12 protein-coding genes and 2 tRNA genes are annotated in these 14565 nt (G+C 48.3%); 12 read left to right on the forward strand and 2 right to left on the reverse strand.

Features of this window, described 5'->3' with window-relative positions; genetic code table 11:
* The first annotated feature begins 22 nt into the window (after positions 1–22).
* Positions 23–99, forward strand: a tRNA-Met gene (locus ACKPVM_RS01300).
* 6 nt (positions 100–105) lie between these two features.
* Positions 106–180, forward strand: a tRNA-Gln gene (locus tag ACKPVM_RS01305).
* A 92-nt stretch (positions 181–272) separates the two neighbouring features.
* Here ACKPVM_RS01305 and ubiF read toward each other — a convergent pair.
* A complete protein-coding gene (ubiF, locus tag ACKPVM_RS01310; RefSeq protein WP_409306338.1) occupies positions 273–1439 on the reverse strand; it encodes a 3-demethoxyubiquinol 3-hydroxylase in 1167 nt (388 codons plus the stop codon).
* Between the two features lie 205 nt (positions 1440–1644).
* Here ubiF and miaB point away from each other — a divergent pair, with 205 nt between their 5' ends.
* The 9 genes from miaB (at position 1645) to ACKPVM_RS01355 (ending at position 11122) form a co-directional block, all read left to right on the forward strand.
* A complete protein-coding gene (miaB, locus tag ACKPVM_RS01315; protein ID WP_409306339.1) occupies positions 1645–3069 on the forward strand; it encodes a tRNA (N6-isopentenyl adenosine(37)-C2)-methylthiotransferase MiaB in 1425 nt (474 codons plus the stop codon).
* A 356-nt stretch (positions 3070–3425) separates the two neighbouring features.
* Positions 3426–4481, forward strand: a complete 1056-nt coding sequence (locus ACKPVM_RS01320) for a PhoH family protein (RefSeq protein ID WP_409306340.1) — start codon at positions 3426–3428, stop codon at positions 4479–4481.
* Complete coding sequence (gene ybeY / locus ACKPVM_RS01325) at positions 4478–4957, forward strand: rRNA maturation RNase YbeY (protein WP_409306341.1); 480 nt, start codon at positions 4478–4480, stop codon at positions 4955–4957. The genes ACKPVM_RS01320 and ybeY overlap by 4 nt, the downstream gene beginning before the upstream one ends.
* A gap of 130 nt (positions 4958–5087) precedes the next feature.
* Positions 5088–5966: a CNNM family magnesium/cobalt transport protein CorC gene (gene corC / locus ACKPVM_RS01330; RefSeq protein WP_409306342.1), complete on the forward strand. Its 879-nt coding sequence runs from the start codon at positions 5088–5090 to the stop codon at positions 5964–5966.
* Between the two features lie 7 nt (positions 5967–5973).
* Positions 5974–7503, forward strand: coding sequence for an apolipoprotein N-acyltransferase (gene lnt / locus ACKPVM_RS01335; protein ID WP_409306343.1), 1530 nt, complete (start codon positions 5974–5976; stop codon positions 7501–7503).
* Between the two features lie 425 nt (positions 7504–7928).
* Positions 7929–8825, forward strand: a complete 897-nt coding sequence (locus ACKPVM_RS01340) for an amino acid ABC transporter substrate-binding protein (RefSeq protein WP_409306344.1) — start codon at positions 7929–7931, stop codon at positions 8823–8825.
* 153 nt (positions 8826–8978) lie between these two features.
* The gene (locus ACKPVM_RS01345) at positions 8979–9719 is read left to right on the forward strand and encodes an amino acid ABC transporter permease (RefSeq protein WP_409306345.1); all 741 of its coding nucleotides are present in this window, start codon (positions 8979–8981) and stop codon (positions 9717–9719) included.
* A 3-nt stretch (positions 9720–9722) separates the two neighbouring features.
* A complete protein-coding gene (gene gltK / locus ACKPVM_RS01350) occupies positions 9723–10397 on the forward strand; it encodes a glutamate/aspartate ABC transporter permease GltK (protein WP_409306346.1) in 675 nt (224 codons plus the stop codon).
* Positions 10397–11122, forward strand: coding sequence for an amino acid ABC transporter ATP-binding protein (locus ACKPVM_RS01355; protein ID WP_409306347.1), 726 nt, complete (start codon positions 10397–10399; stop codon positions 11120–11122). The genes gltK and ACKPVM_RS01355 overlap by 1 nt, the downstream gene beginning before the upstream one ends.
* 60 nt (positions 11123–11182) lie before the next feature.
* On the opposite strand, the gene ACKPVM_RS01360 is transcribed toward ACKPVM_RS01355, so the two are convergent.
* Positions 11183–11665 carry a zinc ribbon-containing protein gene (locus ACKPVM_RS01360; protein WP_409306348.1) on the reverse strand — a complete coding sequence of 161 codons (483 nt, stop codon included), beginning with the start codon at positions 11663–11665 and terminating at the stop codon, positions 11183–11185.
* 308 nt (positions 11666–11973) lie between these two features.
* Here ACKPVM_RS01360 and leuS point away from each other — a divergent pair, with 308 nt between their 5' ends.
* Positions 11974–14556, forward strand: coding sequence for a leucine--tRNA ligase (leuS, locus tag ACKPVM_RS01365; RefSeq protein WP_409306349.1), 2583 nt, complete (start codon positions 11974–11976; stop codon positions 14554–14556).
* Positions 14557–14565: the final 9 nt, after the last annotated feature.

The raw sequence follows: 14565 nt of genomic DNA on the forward strand, positions 1-14565 counted from the left end.
AGCAATAAAAGCAGTAACATTTGGCTACGTAGCTCAGCTGGTTAGAGCACAGCACTCATAATGCTGGGGTCACAGGTTCGATTCCCGTCGTAGCCACCACATTTTTGGGGTATCGCCAAGCGGTAAGGCACCGGATTCTGATTCCGGCATTCCGAGGTTCGAATCCTCGTACCCCAGCCAAATAGAGAAGCCCGTTAATACGGGCTTTTTTACATCTGAAAGATACCGTTATCATGTTTAACGCCGCCATAGTGACGGCGGGTTGTAGTTAATCAAACACCGATAGCGTATTTCAGCGCCTGTTGCTTTAAGCGACCTGCTCGCTGAGCGACCATTAAAGCCAGATTACGGGCTAAGCTCAACGGCGGTAGTGAATTACTGAACGTGTTGTAAAATAAGTCCATACCACTTTGCATCAACAGGTTATCCGGTTTTCGGCGGTACTGATAACGTCGCAACACGCGTTCAGAAGACCACGCTTCACCCGCATCGCGGGCACCGATCAATACCTCTAGCAGGGTTTCAACATCCCGATACCCCAAATTAACCCCCTGCCCAGCCAAAGGATTAATCGTATGTGCAGCGTCGCCCAGTAATACCAGACCTGGCTTAACATAGGTTTGAGCATGGCGGCGAACCAAGGGAAACGCCCCTACCCGCCTCGATTTGACATCCCCCAAACGCTCAGGAAACGTCGCTGCGATCGCGTGATCTAATTGCGCCAACGGCATTGACTGGAGCTGTCGGATACGTTGGGGACTGTCATACCAAACCAGTTCACCCCAGTGATCAAACAGCGGCAGAAAAGCACGCGGCCCCGCTGGAGTAAATTGTTGCCAGGTGACGTCCTGCTGAGGACTTGAGGTTTCAACACTGATTAGCATACAGGATTGACGATATTGCCAACCGCTGACACCAATCCCAGCCCACTGACGAACCTGTGAATTAGCGCCGTCAGCACCAATGACCAGCGAGGTGCTCAACGATTGCCCATCGTCAAGTTGCAAATTCCAACCTTGTTCCGTCTGTTGCAAGCATTTAGGCACGGCAGGACAATAGTGTTGGCAACGTGCTTCAGCTTCCAGACTCGTCCAGAGTGCCCTTTGCAACACCTGGTTTTCCACCATAAAACCCAGCTCGGGTAAATGGATATCCGCCGCATCAAACACAACGTGAGCGTTCTCCCACTCCCAGGTTTCAAGGCGGCGATATGGTACACTGCGCATAGCCTCAACTTTCTGCCAGACGCCAAGCCTCTTCAGCAAAGCCACTGAGGCATAGCCCACGGCAGATACCCGAAGGTCCGGAGGGCTTTCCCTGTCAAACGAGGGTGGCACAACCTGTTCGATAACCGCGACCTGCAATCCATTTTGGGCCAATCCCAAAGCCGCTGCGGCCCCCACCATCCCGCCTCCGACAACGATCGCATCATAATGCATACTGGTTTTACCCCTCGTTGGCTAACATCGTTAACGCCTGTAAAAATAGATTAGGGCAGTGTACTGGATTTCAGATCAATTTTTCAGAAAAGCCGTTCTTAGGGACGACCATTTGCAGACACTGGTCACAACGTCAGCGAACGATTACAATACCCGCCCCGAATCAAGGGAATCTTTCTTATCCGCACTGAGTAATGGCAAGTCGATGACAAAAAAACTGCATATTAAAACCTGGGGCTGTCAGATGAACGAGTACGATTCATCAAAGATGGCTGACTTACTGGGAAGTACGCACGGTTATGAATTAACCGAAATCGCGGAAGAGGCTGATGTTCTGCTGCTCAATACCTGCTCGATCCGTGAAAAAGCGCAGGAAAAAGTTTTCCATCAACTTGGCCGTTGGAAAGCCCTGAAAGATATCAATCCCAATTTGATTATTGGCGTTGGCGGTTGCGTAGCGTCACAAGAAGGTGCGCATATTCGTGAACGCGCGCATTACGTTGACGTGATTTTTGGCCCACAGACGCTGCACCGCCTGCCGGAAATGATTAACCATGTGCAAGGGACTCGTAGCCCGGTGGTGGATATCAGTTTCCCTGAAATCGAAAAATTTGACCGTTTGCCGGAACCTAAAGCAGAAGGTCCGACAGCTTTTGTTTCCATCATGGAAGGCTGCAACAAGTATTGTACGTTTTGCGTTGTACCTTATACGCGTGGCGAAGAAGTCAGTCGGCCATGTGACGATGTGCTGTTTGAAATCGCACAGTTAGCTGAGCAAGGCGTGCGTGAGGTTAACCTGCTGGGGCAAAACGTGAATGCCTACCGTGGCGCAACCTACAACGATGATATCTGCTCCTTCGCTGAACTATTGCGTCTGGTTGCGGCCATTGACGGCATCGACCGGATTCGCTTTACCACCAGCCATCCCATAGAATTTACTGACGACATTATCAGCGTCTATGAAGATACGCCCGAGCTGGTCAGCTTCCTTCATCTCCCCGTACAAAGTGGTTCGGACCGCGTGCTGACAATGATGAAGCGTCGCCACACTGCGCTCGAATACAAATCAATTATCCGTAAATTACATAACGCACGTCCCGGCATTCAGGTCAGTTCTGATTTCATCGTTGGCTTCCCTGGAGAAACTCAGGCCGACTTCGAACAGACCATGAAGCTGATTGCAGACGTGAATTTCGATATGAGCTATAGCTTTATTTACTCAGCACGTCCGGGAACCCCCGCCGCTGACATGGTCGACGATGTCTCAGAAGAAGAGAAAAAACAACGGTTATATATCCTGCAAGAGCGTATCAGTCAGCAGGCGATGCAATATAGCCGCCGTATGCAAGGCACCGTCCAGCGTATTCTGGTAGAAGGCACATCGCGCAAGAGCATCATGGAATTATCAGGGCGCACAGAAAACAACCGTGTCGTCAACTTTGAAGGTACACCGGATATGATCGGTAAATTCGTTGATGTAGAAATCGTAGATGTTTATCCAAACTCCCTACGCGGTATCATCGTACGAACCGAAGATCAGATGGACTTACGCGTTCATGAATCACCTTCGCAAGTGATAGCCCGCACGCGCAAAGAAAATGAAATTGGCGTAGGCATTTATCAACCCTGATAACACCTCGTTTTCTAAGTATATTCCCATGGGTGGCTCGTCCACCCATTCTTATAGACTTTCATCACCATTACATTTGGTTTTGCGAAACCGCATCCCAATATAACGATTGTGACTTGCACCATCGGTGTATTCACGATAAATAATTCCTGATATATACCCTAAATAATTCAAGTTTCAGGAAGGCGGCAAGAGAAGGAATCCCGATGAGCTTACTTGAGTAAGTGATTCGGGTGACTGAACGCAGCCAACGCACATGCAACTTGAAGTATGACGGGTATAGCTTATTTAAACGGTGAAATTCAGTCCAGGATCCATCAACTGAGTCGGATCCAATCAACATCAAGAGGAATAATTTGAACGTAACGACAAAAGAGATAGCCCTTGAACCCGCAGATAACCAACGCTTACTCAGCCTTTGCGGCCCATTTGACGACAACATCAAACAGCTCGAGCGTCGTCTGGGTATCGAAATTAACCGTCGGGACAATAAATTCAAGCTGGTAGGCAAAGACCTGTGTATCCAGGCCGCAGCCGATATTCTTCAACGTTTGTATGTCGATACAGCCCCGGTTCGCGGCACCATCGGTGATATTGAACCCGAGCAAATTCATCTGGCCATTAAAGAGTCTGGCGCGCTGGAACAAACGGCCGATAGCATTCCTGACTACGGCAAGGCTATCAATATTCGAACCAAGCGCGGAGTCATCAAACCCCGCACGCCGAATCAGGCTCAGTACATTGCCAACGTTCTCGATCACGATATTACGTTCGGCGTAGGTCCAGCAGGAACCGGGAAAACTTACCTTGCTGTCGCTGCGGCAGTTGATGCGCTGGAGCGTCAGGAAATCCGTCGTATTTTACTGACGCGCCCTGCGGTTGAAGCCGGTGAAAAACTCGGTTTTCTGCCCGGCGATTTAAGCCAGAAAGTTGACCCTTATCTGCGCCCGTTGTACGACGCACTGTTTGAGATGCTCGGTTTCGAACGCGTCGAGAAATTGATAGAACGTAACGTCATTGAAGTCGCGCCACTTGCTTATATGCGTGGTCGTACGCTGAATGATGCCTTTATTATTTTGGATGAAAGTCAGAACACCAGCATTGAACAAATGAAAATGTTTCTGACCCGTATCGGTTTTAATTCGAAAGCAGTGATTACCGGTGATGTAACCCAGATTGATTTGCCACGTAATCAAAAATCAGGTTTACGTCATGCCATTGAGGTTTTATCTGATGTCGAAGAGATAAGCTTTAACTTTTTTCATAGTGAAGACGTCGTTCGTCATCCTGTTGTCGCACGTATCGTTAATGCTTATGAAGCATGGGAAAATGCGGAACAAAAACGCAAGGATCAATTGGCTGAACAACGTAAACGCGAAGCACAGGCAGCCTCTGAGCAGGAGCATAAATGAGCCAGGTCATTCTTGATTTGCAGATTGCCAGCGAACAGTCTCAGGGGTTACCTGAAGAAAAGGATTTTCAACGCTGGCTGGAAGGTGTTCTACCCCAATTTCAGGAAGTATCAGAAGTCACTATCCGTATAGTTGATGAAGCGGAAAGTCATAACCTGAATTACACCTACAGAGGTAAAGATAAGCCAACCAACGTACTTTCTTTCCCCTTTGAAGCACCACCGGAAGTGGAACTCCCCCTGCTGGGTGATTTAGTCATTTGTCGTCAGGTTGTCGAGCAGGAAGCGGTCGAACAGCAGAAAACGGAGGAAGAGCATTGGGCACATATGGTTGTCCATGGTAGCCTGCATCTGCTAGGGTATGACCACATCGAAGACAGTGAAGCCGAAGAAATGGAAGCACTGGAAACGGAGATTATGCAAAATATGGGTTATGCTGATCCGTATCTTGCAGAGAAAGATGGCCTCACCGAATAAATAGAAATACATTTTGTTTAATCTGGGATCGGGAAGATGCCAGATATTAATACCTTATACGCCAGTTAACTGTGTTTTTCCCGGTTACTGGCAATATTTTCTTAACAAGAGTGATGTTAATAAAAACGCCATGAGCGACGACCATTCTCAAAACAACGATAGCCCCAGTCCTAAAAAGGGTTTCTTTTCCCTTATTCTCAATCAGCTTTTCCACGGTGAACCCAAAGATCGTAACGATCTGCTCACGCTGATCCGTGACTCCGAACAGAATGAGCTGATTGATCCAGAAACTCGCGATATGCTTGAAGGCGTGATGGATATCGCCGAACAGCGTGTACGTGACATCATGATCCCTCGTTCTCAGATGATTACGCTTAAGCGCGATCAGACTCTGGAAGAATGTCTGGATGTGATTATCGAATCAGCTCATTCCCGTTTCCCGGTCATCAGCGAAGATAAAGACCATATTGAGGGAATTCTGATGGCCAAGGACCTCCTGCCTTTTATGCGCAGTGATTCCGAACCATTCAGTATGGATAAAGTTCTCCGCACCGCCGTTGTTGTACCTGAAAGCAAACGTGTTGACCGGATGCTGAACGAATTCCGCTCTCTTCGTTATCATATGGCGATTGTTATTGACGAATTTGGCGGCGTTTCCGGCCTTGTCACGATTGAAGATATTCTGGAGCTCATCGTCGGCGAGATTGAAGATGAATATGACGATGAAGAAGATCGTGATATCCGCCAGCTCAATCGCCACACATACACCGTGCGCGCATTGACCGATATTGAAGATTTTAATGAAACCTTTGGTACTCAGTTTAGTGATGAGGAAGTCGACACGATTGGCGGCCTTATCATGCAGTCATTTGGGCATTTACCTTCCCGCGGTGAAACCATTGACATCGAAGGTTACCTGTTTAAAGTCGCGATGGCGGATAGCCGACGAATTATTCAGGTTCACGTCAGAATCCCTGACGATGCACCTCAACCACAATTGGAAGATTAAATAAGCAATGGCGTTCGCTTCTTTACTGCAACGCCAGCAGGTGCGCATCCTGCTGGCGCTTTTGTTTGGCGCCTTCGGTACACTGGCGTTTTCTCCCTTTGATTTCTGGCCTGCTGCATTAGTTTCATTAATGGGGCTACAAGCCCTTACACTGCATCGCACCGTGCGTCAATCGGCGTGGATCGGTTTTTCTTGGGGATTTGGCTTGTTCGGCAGCGGCATTAACTGGGTCTATGTCAGCATTGCTCAGTTTGGTGGTATGCCCGGACCAATCAACATTGCTCTTGTCGTACTGCTGGCTGCGTATTTAGCACTCTATCCACTACTCTTTGCCGCGCTACTCACTCGCTTATGTTCAAAAACCAGTTGGTGGCGACTTGCCATTGCCGCACCAGTATTGTGGCAATTGACAGAATTCCTACGTGGCTGGGTATTGACCGGCTTCCCATGGCTTCAATTTGGCTACAGCCAGATTAATGGTCCATTGAAAGGCATCGCCCCCATACTCGGTGTTGATGCCATCACGTTTATGCTAATGAGCATTAGCGGCCTCGTGGTTTTGTCGCTATATCAGCGTCGAACGCTTCCAGCCGTTATCGCATTCGCGCTACTGGCTCTGCCGTGGCCACTACGCCATATTCAGTGGTTTGATCTGCTGCCTGAGCGGGCGGTCAACATCGCATTGGTCCAAGGAGATATCCCTCAGGCGCTTAAGTGGGATCCGAATCAACTACTGAATACCTTGAATATTTATCTGGATAACAGTCTGCCTTATATGGAAAAGGCACCTATTATCATCTGGCCTGAATCGGCTATCCCCGATGTAGAGAGCCGTCAGGGAGACTATCTAACCAAACTTGATGGCTTACTCCGTAGCCACAACAGCAGCCTTATCACCGGGATTGTAGACTCTCGTCGTAACAATAACGGGTTTGAGTATTACAACAGTATTATCGTTCTGGGTGATAAACAGCCTTATCACTACCCCACCAGTAACCGCTATAACAAGAATCACCTGGTGCCATTTGGCGAATTCGTGCCATTGGAAACGCTATTACGCCCATTGGCACCCTTTTTCGATTTACCCATGTCGTCGTTCAGTCGTGGCGCTTATATTCAACCCCAATTAACCGTCGGTAGTTTTAGACTCAACGCCGCTATCTGTTATGAAATCATTCTGGGTCAACAGCTACGCGATAATTTCCGCGAAGACACGGATATGTTGTTAACCATCTCCAATGATGCCTGGTTCGGCCACTCCATTGGGCCGTGGCAACATTTCCAGATGGCACGTATGCGAGCGCTGGAATTAGGACGCCCTCTGGTTCGTAGTACCAATAACGGAGTGACTGCCGTTATTGCACCGACTGGTGAGGTTTCTGCCAGCTTGCCACAGTTCACGCGCGCCGTTTTAGATACACAGGTTATTCCAGCCAGTGGCCTGACCCCCTACGCACGTTTTGGTGGTTTACCGCTGTGGATCATTACGCTACTGGGTGGCGTAATGACGTTATTCCTCACCTTCCGCCGTCGTTGATTCTATACCCAAAATAATTCATGTTCCCCAAAGGCATGCGCTCGCATGCCTTTTCTTTTTGGCACGGTATTTGCCTATTATTATCTTGTAAATGGTTGTTTCCGTGTTTTTAGCGAGTTCACTGACCACAAAGCACGAGATTGGGGCAAACACTGCACTCAAATGATGCAATTTGAGTTTAGTGCTGTGATTTGGTGCGGTAGGGCTCGCAAAAAACAAACATTTTCATATCAATCTATTTACAATCAGCTATTTTTTAACAGTATACGTTGTTACTTCGCTCTTTAACGGTGCATGAAACCACACCGCAGAAGAAACCAAACGTCATCTGTAATTTAGCAGCACAACATTAGATCTATATGACTGCGCCATGGTTTTAGATCCATATCGTTTTAGATCCATAACGACAGCAAAGGGGTTAGAACATGCAAATGCGTAAATTGGCACTATCACTGCTTCTGCTTGGCACCACCGTCAGCCTTGCTCAAGCTGAGGATCTGGCTGGCACGCTGAAAAAAGTAAAAGACAATGGTGTCATCGTTATCGGCCACCGTGAATCATCGGTTCCTTTCTCTTACTACGATAACCAACAGAAAGTTGTCGGTTACTCTCAGGCCTATTCAGACAAAATTGTTGAGGCCATTAAGAAAAAGTTAGATGCGCCCAATCTGCAGGTGAAACTGCTCCCTATTACTTCCCAGAACCGTATTCCATTGCTGCAAAACGGCACCTTTGATTTGGAATGTGGCTCGACAACGAACAACCTTGAACGCCAAAAACAAGCGGCATTCTCAAATACCATTTTTGTCGTCGGTACTCGTCTGCTAACGAAAAAAGACTCTGGTATTAAAGACTTCCCTGATCTGCAGGGTAAAACGGTTGTGGTGACCTCGGGAACGACATCTGAAGTTCTGCTTAACAAGCTGAATGAAGAAAAACAAATGAAGATGCGTATCATCAGTGCGAAAGATCACGGTGATTCTTTCCGTACGCTGGAAAGTGGCCGTGCCGTTGCTTTCATGATGGACGATGCTCTACTTGCCGGTGAACGCGCTAAAGCGAAAGATGCCGATAAGTGGGCAATCCTCGGTACTGCACAATCTGAAGAAGCCTACGGCTGCATGTTGCGTAAAGACGATCCGCAATTCAAGAAACTGGTAGATGACACCATTGCTGAAGTCCAGACTTCTGGCGAAGCAGAAAAATGGTTTGATCGCTGGTTTAAACAGCCGATTCCACCAAAAGATCTCAATCTGAATTTTGAGCTTTCTGATGAAATGAAAGCCTTGTTCAAAGCGCCGAATGATAAAGCGTTAAACTAATTAATAACGACAATAAAGGCAGTTTACTCTGCCTTATGATTGCTGATTCGCGGCAGGACAGACAGACAAGTAATGGTCGTTCCCCATTGCATGTTAATACCGCTCATCAATCTTCAGGGTAGCTTCGCTACCCTTTTTTTACCGGAGTTTGTTATGTCAATAGATTGGAATTGGGGTATCTTCCTGCAAGCCGCCCCATTCGGCAATACCACTTATCTAGGGTGGATCCTATCCGGCCTGCAAGTCACGGTCACACTGTCTATTTGTGCCTGGATCATCGCCTTCTTACTGGGTTCTATTCTTGGAATTTTACGTACCGTCCCAAACCGTATTATCGCGGGAATTGGTACCTGCTATGTTGAATTATTCCGTAACGTCCCTTTGATCGTTCAGTTTTTTACCTGGTATCTGGTCGTCCCTGAATTACTTCCTGAGAAACTCGGGATGTGGTTCAAAGCCGAACTCGATCCCAATATTCAATTCTTCCTGTCATCCATGATCTGTCTGGGCTTGTTTACGGCCGCCCGCGTATGTGAACAGATCCGCGCAGGCATTCAGTCATTACCACGTGGTCAAAAAGCCGCTGGGTTGGCAATGGGGCTGACATTACCGCAAACGTATCGTTATGTCTTACTGCCTAACGCCTATCGTATTGTTATTCCACCGCTAACGTCTGAGATGTTAAATCTGGTAAAAAACTCCGCTATCGCCTCCACCATCGGCCTGGTGGATATGGCGGCACAAGCCGGGAAACTGCTGGATTATTCGGCCCATGCCTATGAGTCATTCACCGCGATTACGCTCGCCTACATCGGCATAAACGCCATCATCATGTTGATCATGCAGGTGGTTGAACAGAAAACCCGTTTGCCGGGCAATATGGGGAGCAAATAACTCATGCATGAATTTGACTGGAGTTCAATTGGCCCAAGCTTGCCTTACCTGCTACAGGGAATGGTCGTCACACTTAAAATAACCATCACCGCAGTAATCTTCGGCATTATCTGGGGCACCATTCTGGCCGTTATGCGCTTGTCGCCAATCAAGCCGATCAGTTGGTTCGCCAAACTGTATGTAAACCTATTCCGTTCCGTGCCACTCGTCATGGTCTTGCTGTGGTTCTATCTGGTTGTTCCTAGCTTATTACAAAATGTGCTTGGCCTTTCACCGAAAACCGATATTCGGCTGATATCAGCTATGGTAGCCTTTTCACTGTTCGAAGCGGCCTATTACTCCGAGATCATCCGTGCGGGCATACTCAGCATATCGCGTGGTCAGTCATCGGCGGCGTTGGCACTTGGCATGACACACTGGCAGTCCATGAAACTGATTATCCTGCCCCAGGCATTCCGGGCTATGGTGCCGTTGTTACTCACACAAGGCATTGTGCTGTTTCAGGACACTTCGTTGGTTTATGTGCTCAGCCTCGCAGATTTCTTCCGTACTGCGTCCACCATCGGCGAACGCGACGGTACACAAGTTGAGATGATCCTGTTTGCAGGGTTTATTTATTTTATTTTCAGCATTTCCGCATCAATGCTGGTCAGTTACCTGAAAAAAAGGACGGTTTGATGATTTTCCTGAAAAATATTTCTAAATGGTATGGTCAATTTCAGGTGCTAACCGACTGCTCCACAGAGGTTAAAAAAGGTGAGGTAGTGGTCGTCTGTGGACCATCTGGTTCCGGTAAGTCAACCTTGATTAAAACCGTTAATGGTCTGGAACCTATCCAGCAAGGCGAAATCGAGGTGAACGGCATCTCTGTGACCGATAAAAAAACGAATCTGGCTCAACTTCGTGCAAAAGTAGGGATGGTGTTCCAACATTTCGAACTCTTTCCGCATCTTTCGATTATCGAAAACCTGACGCTTGCACAAATAAAAGTGCTGAAACGCAATCGCACAGAGTCAAAAGCCAAAGCACAAAAGCTACTGGAGCGCGTCGGTTTATCCGCACATGCCAATAAATATCCGGGACAGCTTTCCGGGGGACAACAGCAGCGTGTTGCCATTGCCCGTGCGCTATGTATGGATCCGGTCGCCATGCTATTTGACGAACCCACTTCAGCACTCGATCCGGAAATGATCAACGAGGTGCTGGATGTCATGGTGGAACTGGCTCAGGAAGGCATGACGATGATGGTGGTCACACACGAAATGGGTTTTGCGCGTAAAGTGGCTCACCGCGTGATTTTCATGGATGAAGGAAAAATCATTGAAGATACGGCGAAGGATGACTTTTTCAATAATCCAAAATCTGAACGTGCGAAAGACTTTCTGGCAAAAATTCTGCATTAACACATACCAAGCGTGCCACAAGGCACGCTCTCCCCATTTATTCTCCGTCCATCACCCTCATTACGGCTGAAATGGCTGCCGATGGAATTGATCGTGTGAGCACGTTGGGCAGCGAGGTAAAATTTCTGGCGTATAAAACGCAATGTGGTGATGACACTTCTCACACACCAGATTCCCCAATCCCACCACCTCACCACTATGGTAAACGCCGTGGTTATTCACATCATTGAAAAGCTGACGCCATTCCAGTTGGGTTTTATCTGTAATGTCGACCAACTCTTGCCATAGACTCTCTTTAATCACTCGCATAAACACACTGTCAGTAAACTCGCCCTGGCTTTCATTGTAGCTGCGGGCAAATTCTTCCAGATCGCGCTGAACAGCCTGAATAATCTGTTCAATTTCTTTTTGTGTCAGTTCTGAGCCTTCTTGTAAGGTTTGACGAGCGCTCTGTACCAGATTATCGAGATCGCGTTCACCGTTGTTCAGTCGGGCCGTCACTGAAGCCATTAACTCGCGGTAATAGCGGGCTAGTTTATTCATGCTTCCTCCTGAATAAGCGGATTGAAAGGTGATAAAAACGACTATTCACCGTCTGGTACGCCATGCAAAAATCCGACATGTCGTCTATCTCCCTCTATTTTAGATTATTTTTTCCACACATTTGGAGAATTGTCGCCAATTTGCGCGATTTCTCGCAGTATACGATTCATCGATCAGAAATATTCTCTAGCCGGGTCTAGGGTGTTGTTGCCCGCGTCGCTTACCGCTATGCTATGCGGATCTTTTGTTATGAATCAGAATTCGCTACTGGTGTAGCGATTCTTTACTAAACAGGACCCCTGGCAGCCATGCAAGAGCAATACCGCCCAGAAGAGATAGAAGCGCATGTCCAGCTTCACTGGCAAGAAAAGCGGACATTCAAAGTCACCGAAGAACCCGGCAAGGAAAAATACTACTGCCTTTCCATGTTGCCTTACCCTTCTGGCCGACTACATATGGGCCACGTCCGTAACTACACGATCGGCGACGTGATTTCTCGTTATCAGCGCATGCTGGGTAAGAACGTCCTACAGCCGATTGGCTGGGATGCATTTGGCCTGCCCGCCGAAGGGGCTGCGGTTAAAAATAACACCGCACCGGCACCGTGGACTTACGCCAATATTGAATACATGAAAAACCAGTTGAAACTACTGGGCTTTGGTTATGACTGGGATCGCGAAGTCGCGACCTGTAAACCAGACTACTACCGCTGGGAACAATGGTTTTTCACCAAGCTTTACGAAAAAGGCTTGGTTTACAAGAAAACCTCTGCGGTGAACTGGTGCCCGAACGATCTGACTGTTCTGGCAAATGAGCAAGTCATCGATGGCTGCTGCTGGCGTTGCGATACCAAGGTCGAGCGTAAAGAAATTCCGCAGTGGTTTATCAAAATCACCGATTATGCCGATCAACTGTTAAACGATTTGGATACGTTAGAAAGCTGGCCTGAACAGGTCAAAACTATGCAACGTAACTGGATTGGCCGTTCTGAAGGCGTTGAAATTGCTTTTGACGTAGAAAATAGCGAAGAAAAACTGCGAGTCTACACGACACGTCCTGATACCTTTATGGGCGTGACATACGTTGCCGTGGCCGCAGGTCACCCTCTGGCAAAACAAGCCGCAGCGAACAATCCAGCACTGGCTGACTTCATTGACGAATGCCGTAATACCAAAGTTGCCGAAGCAGATATGGCAACGATGGAGAAAAAAGGCATGGCTACCGGCCTATACGCTATCCATCCGCTTAACGGCGAGAAAGTTGCCATTTGGGCAGCCAACTTTGTCCTGATGGAATACGGAACAGGTGCGGTGATGGCCGTTCCTGGTCATGATCAGCGTGACTGGGAATTTGCCACCAAGTATGGACTGTCTATCAAACCCGTGATTTTGAATGCTGACGACAGCGAACCGGATTTGTCCGCTCAAGCCATGACGGAAAAAGGTCGTTTGTTCAATTCTGGTGAGTTTGACGGGCTGGATTTCAATGCCGCGTTCAACGCCGTCGCCGATAAACTGGTTTCATTGGGAATTGGTGAACGTAAGGTTAACTATCGCCTGCGTGACTGGGGCGTGTCCCGCCAGCGTTATTGGGGCGCACCGATCCCAATGGTAACACTGGAAGACGGCACCGTTATTCCCGCACCAGAAGATCAACTGCCGGTAATCCTGCCGGAAGATGTCGTGATGGATGGCATTACCAGCCCGCTGAAATCTAACCCGGAATGGGCTAAGACAACGATCAACGGCCAGCCAGCGTTGCGTGAAACCGACACGTTCGATACCTTTATGGAGTCTTCCTGGTACTACGCACGCTATACCTGCCCGCAATACGATCAAGGCATGCTGGATCCGGCGGCAGCCAACTACTGGCTACCCGTTGACCAATATGTTGGCGGTATCGAACACGCCATTATGCACCTGATGTATTTCCGTTTCTTCCACAAGCTGATGCGTGATGCCGGTCTGGTGACTTCAGATGAACCAGCCAAGCGTCTGTTATGTCAGGGAATGGTCTTGGCCGATGCTTTCTATTACGTCGGGAATAACGGCGAGCGCATTTGGGTTTCTCCCATTGATGTCAGCGTTGAGCGTGATGAAAAAGGCCGTATCACCAAAGCAACAGACAAACAGGGCCGTGAGGTTATTTACGCGGGCATGAGCAAAATGTCGAAATCCAAAAATAACGGCATTGACCCTCAAGTCATGGTTGAAAAATATGGTGCAGATACCGTTCGCCTGTTTATGATGTTCGCCTCACCCGCTGAAATGACATTGGAATGGCAGGAGTCAGGCGTAGAAGGTGCAAACCGCTTCCTGAAACGTGTCTGGAAGCAGGTATTCGATCATACTGAACGCGGTGCTACCCAGCCGTTAAACGTTGCTGCACTGACGGAAGATCAGAAATCACTGCGTCGCGATCTGCACAAAACTATCGCTAAAGTGACAGATGATATTGGCCGTCGCCAGACGTTTAATACCGCGATCGCTGCCATCATGGAATTGATGAACAAACTGGCCAAAGCGCCGCAGGATAACGATCAAGATCGCGCCCTGACTCAGGAAACGCTGTTAGCCGTGGTACGTATGCTATATCCATTCACACCGCACGCTTGCTTTGTGTTGTGGCAAGCCTTGCAAGGAGATGGGGATATTGATACCGCACCATGGCCCGTCGCGGATGAACAGGCTATGGTCGAAGACTCCAAGCTGGTTGTCGTTCAGGTAAATGGCAAAGTTCGTGGTAAAATTACCGTTGCGGCTGATGCCAGTGAAGATCAGGTTCGTGAACGCGCTGCGCAGGAACCACTGGTAGCGAAATACCTGGACGGCGTCACTGTACGTAAAGTGGTTTATGTCCCTGGCAAACTGCTTAACCTGGTTGTGGGTTAAGGCAAGGAG

The sequence above is a fragment of the Pectobacterium hainanensis genome (genome assembly GCF_046237015.1).
Classification (GTDB): Bacteria; Pseudomonadota; Gammaproteobacteria; order Enterobacterales; family Enterobacteriaceae; genus JBJYIN01.

Bases quoted from the DNA above. Each gene is read 5' to 3' on its own strand.
- lnt (WP_409306343.1), top strand. From the start codon at position 5,974: ATGGCGTTCGCTTCTTTACTGCAACGCCAGCAGGTGCGCATCCTGCTG.
- ACKPVM_RS01360 (WP_409306348.1), bottom strand. From the start codon at position 11,665: ATGAATAAACTAGCCCGCTATTACCGCGAGTTAATGGCTTCAGTGACG.
- ubiF (WP_409306338.1), bottom strand. From the start codon at position 1,439: ATGCATTATGATGCGATCGTTGTCGGAGGCGGGATGGTGGGGGCCGCA.
- ybeY (WP_409306341.1), top strand. From the start codon at position 4,478: ATGAGCCAGGTCATTCTTGATTTGCAGATTGCCAGCGAACAGTCTCAG.
- gltK (WP_409306346.1), top strand. From the start codon at position 9,723: ATGCATGAATTTGACTGGAGTTCAATTGGCCCAAGCTTGCCTTACCTG.
- ACKPVM_RS01345 (WP_409306345.1), top strand. From the start codon at position 8,979: ATGTCAATAGATTGGAATTGGGGTATCTTCCTGCAAGCCGCCCCATTC.
- corC (WP_409306342.1), top strand. From the start codon at position 5,088: ATGAGCGACGACCATTCTCAAAACAACGATAGCCCCAGTCCTAAAAAG.
- ACKPVM_RS01355 (WP_409306347.1), top strand. From the start codon at position 10,397: ATGATTTTCCTGAAAAATATTTCTAAATGGTATGGTCAATTTCAGGTG.
- leuS (WP_409306349.1), top strand. From the start codon at position 11,974: ATGCAAGAGCAATACCGCCCAGAAGAGATAGAAGCGCATGTCCAGCTT.
- ACKPVM_RS01340 (WP_409306344.1), top strand. From the start codon at position 7,929: ATGCAAATGCGTAAATTGGCACTATCACTGCTTCTGCTTGGCACCACC.
- miaB (WP_409306339.1), top strand. From the start codon at position 1,645: ATGACAAAAAAACTGCATATTAAAACCTGGGGCTGTCAGATGAACGAG.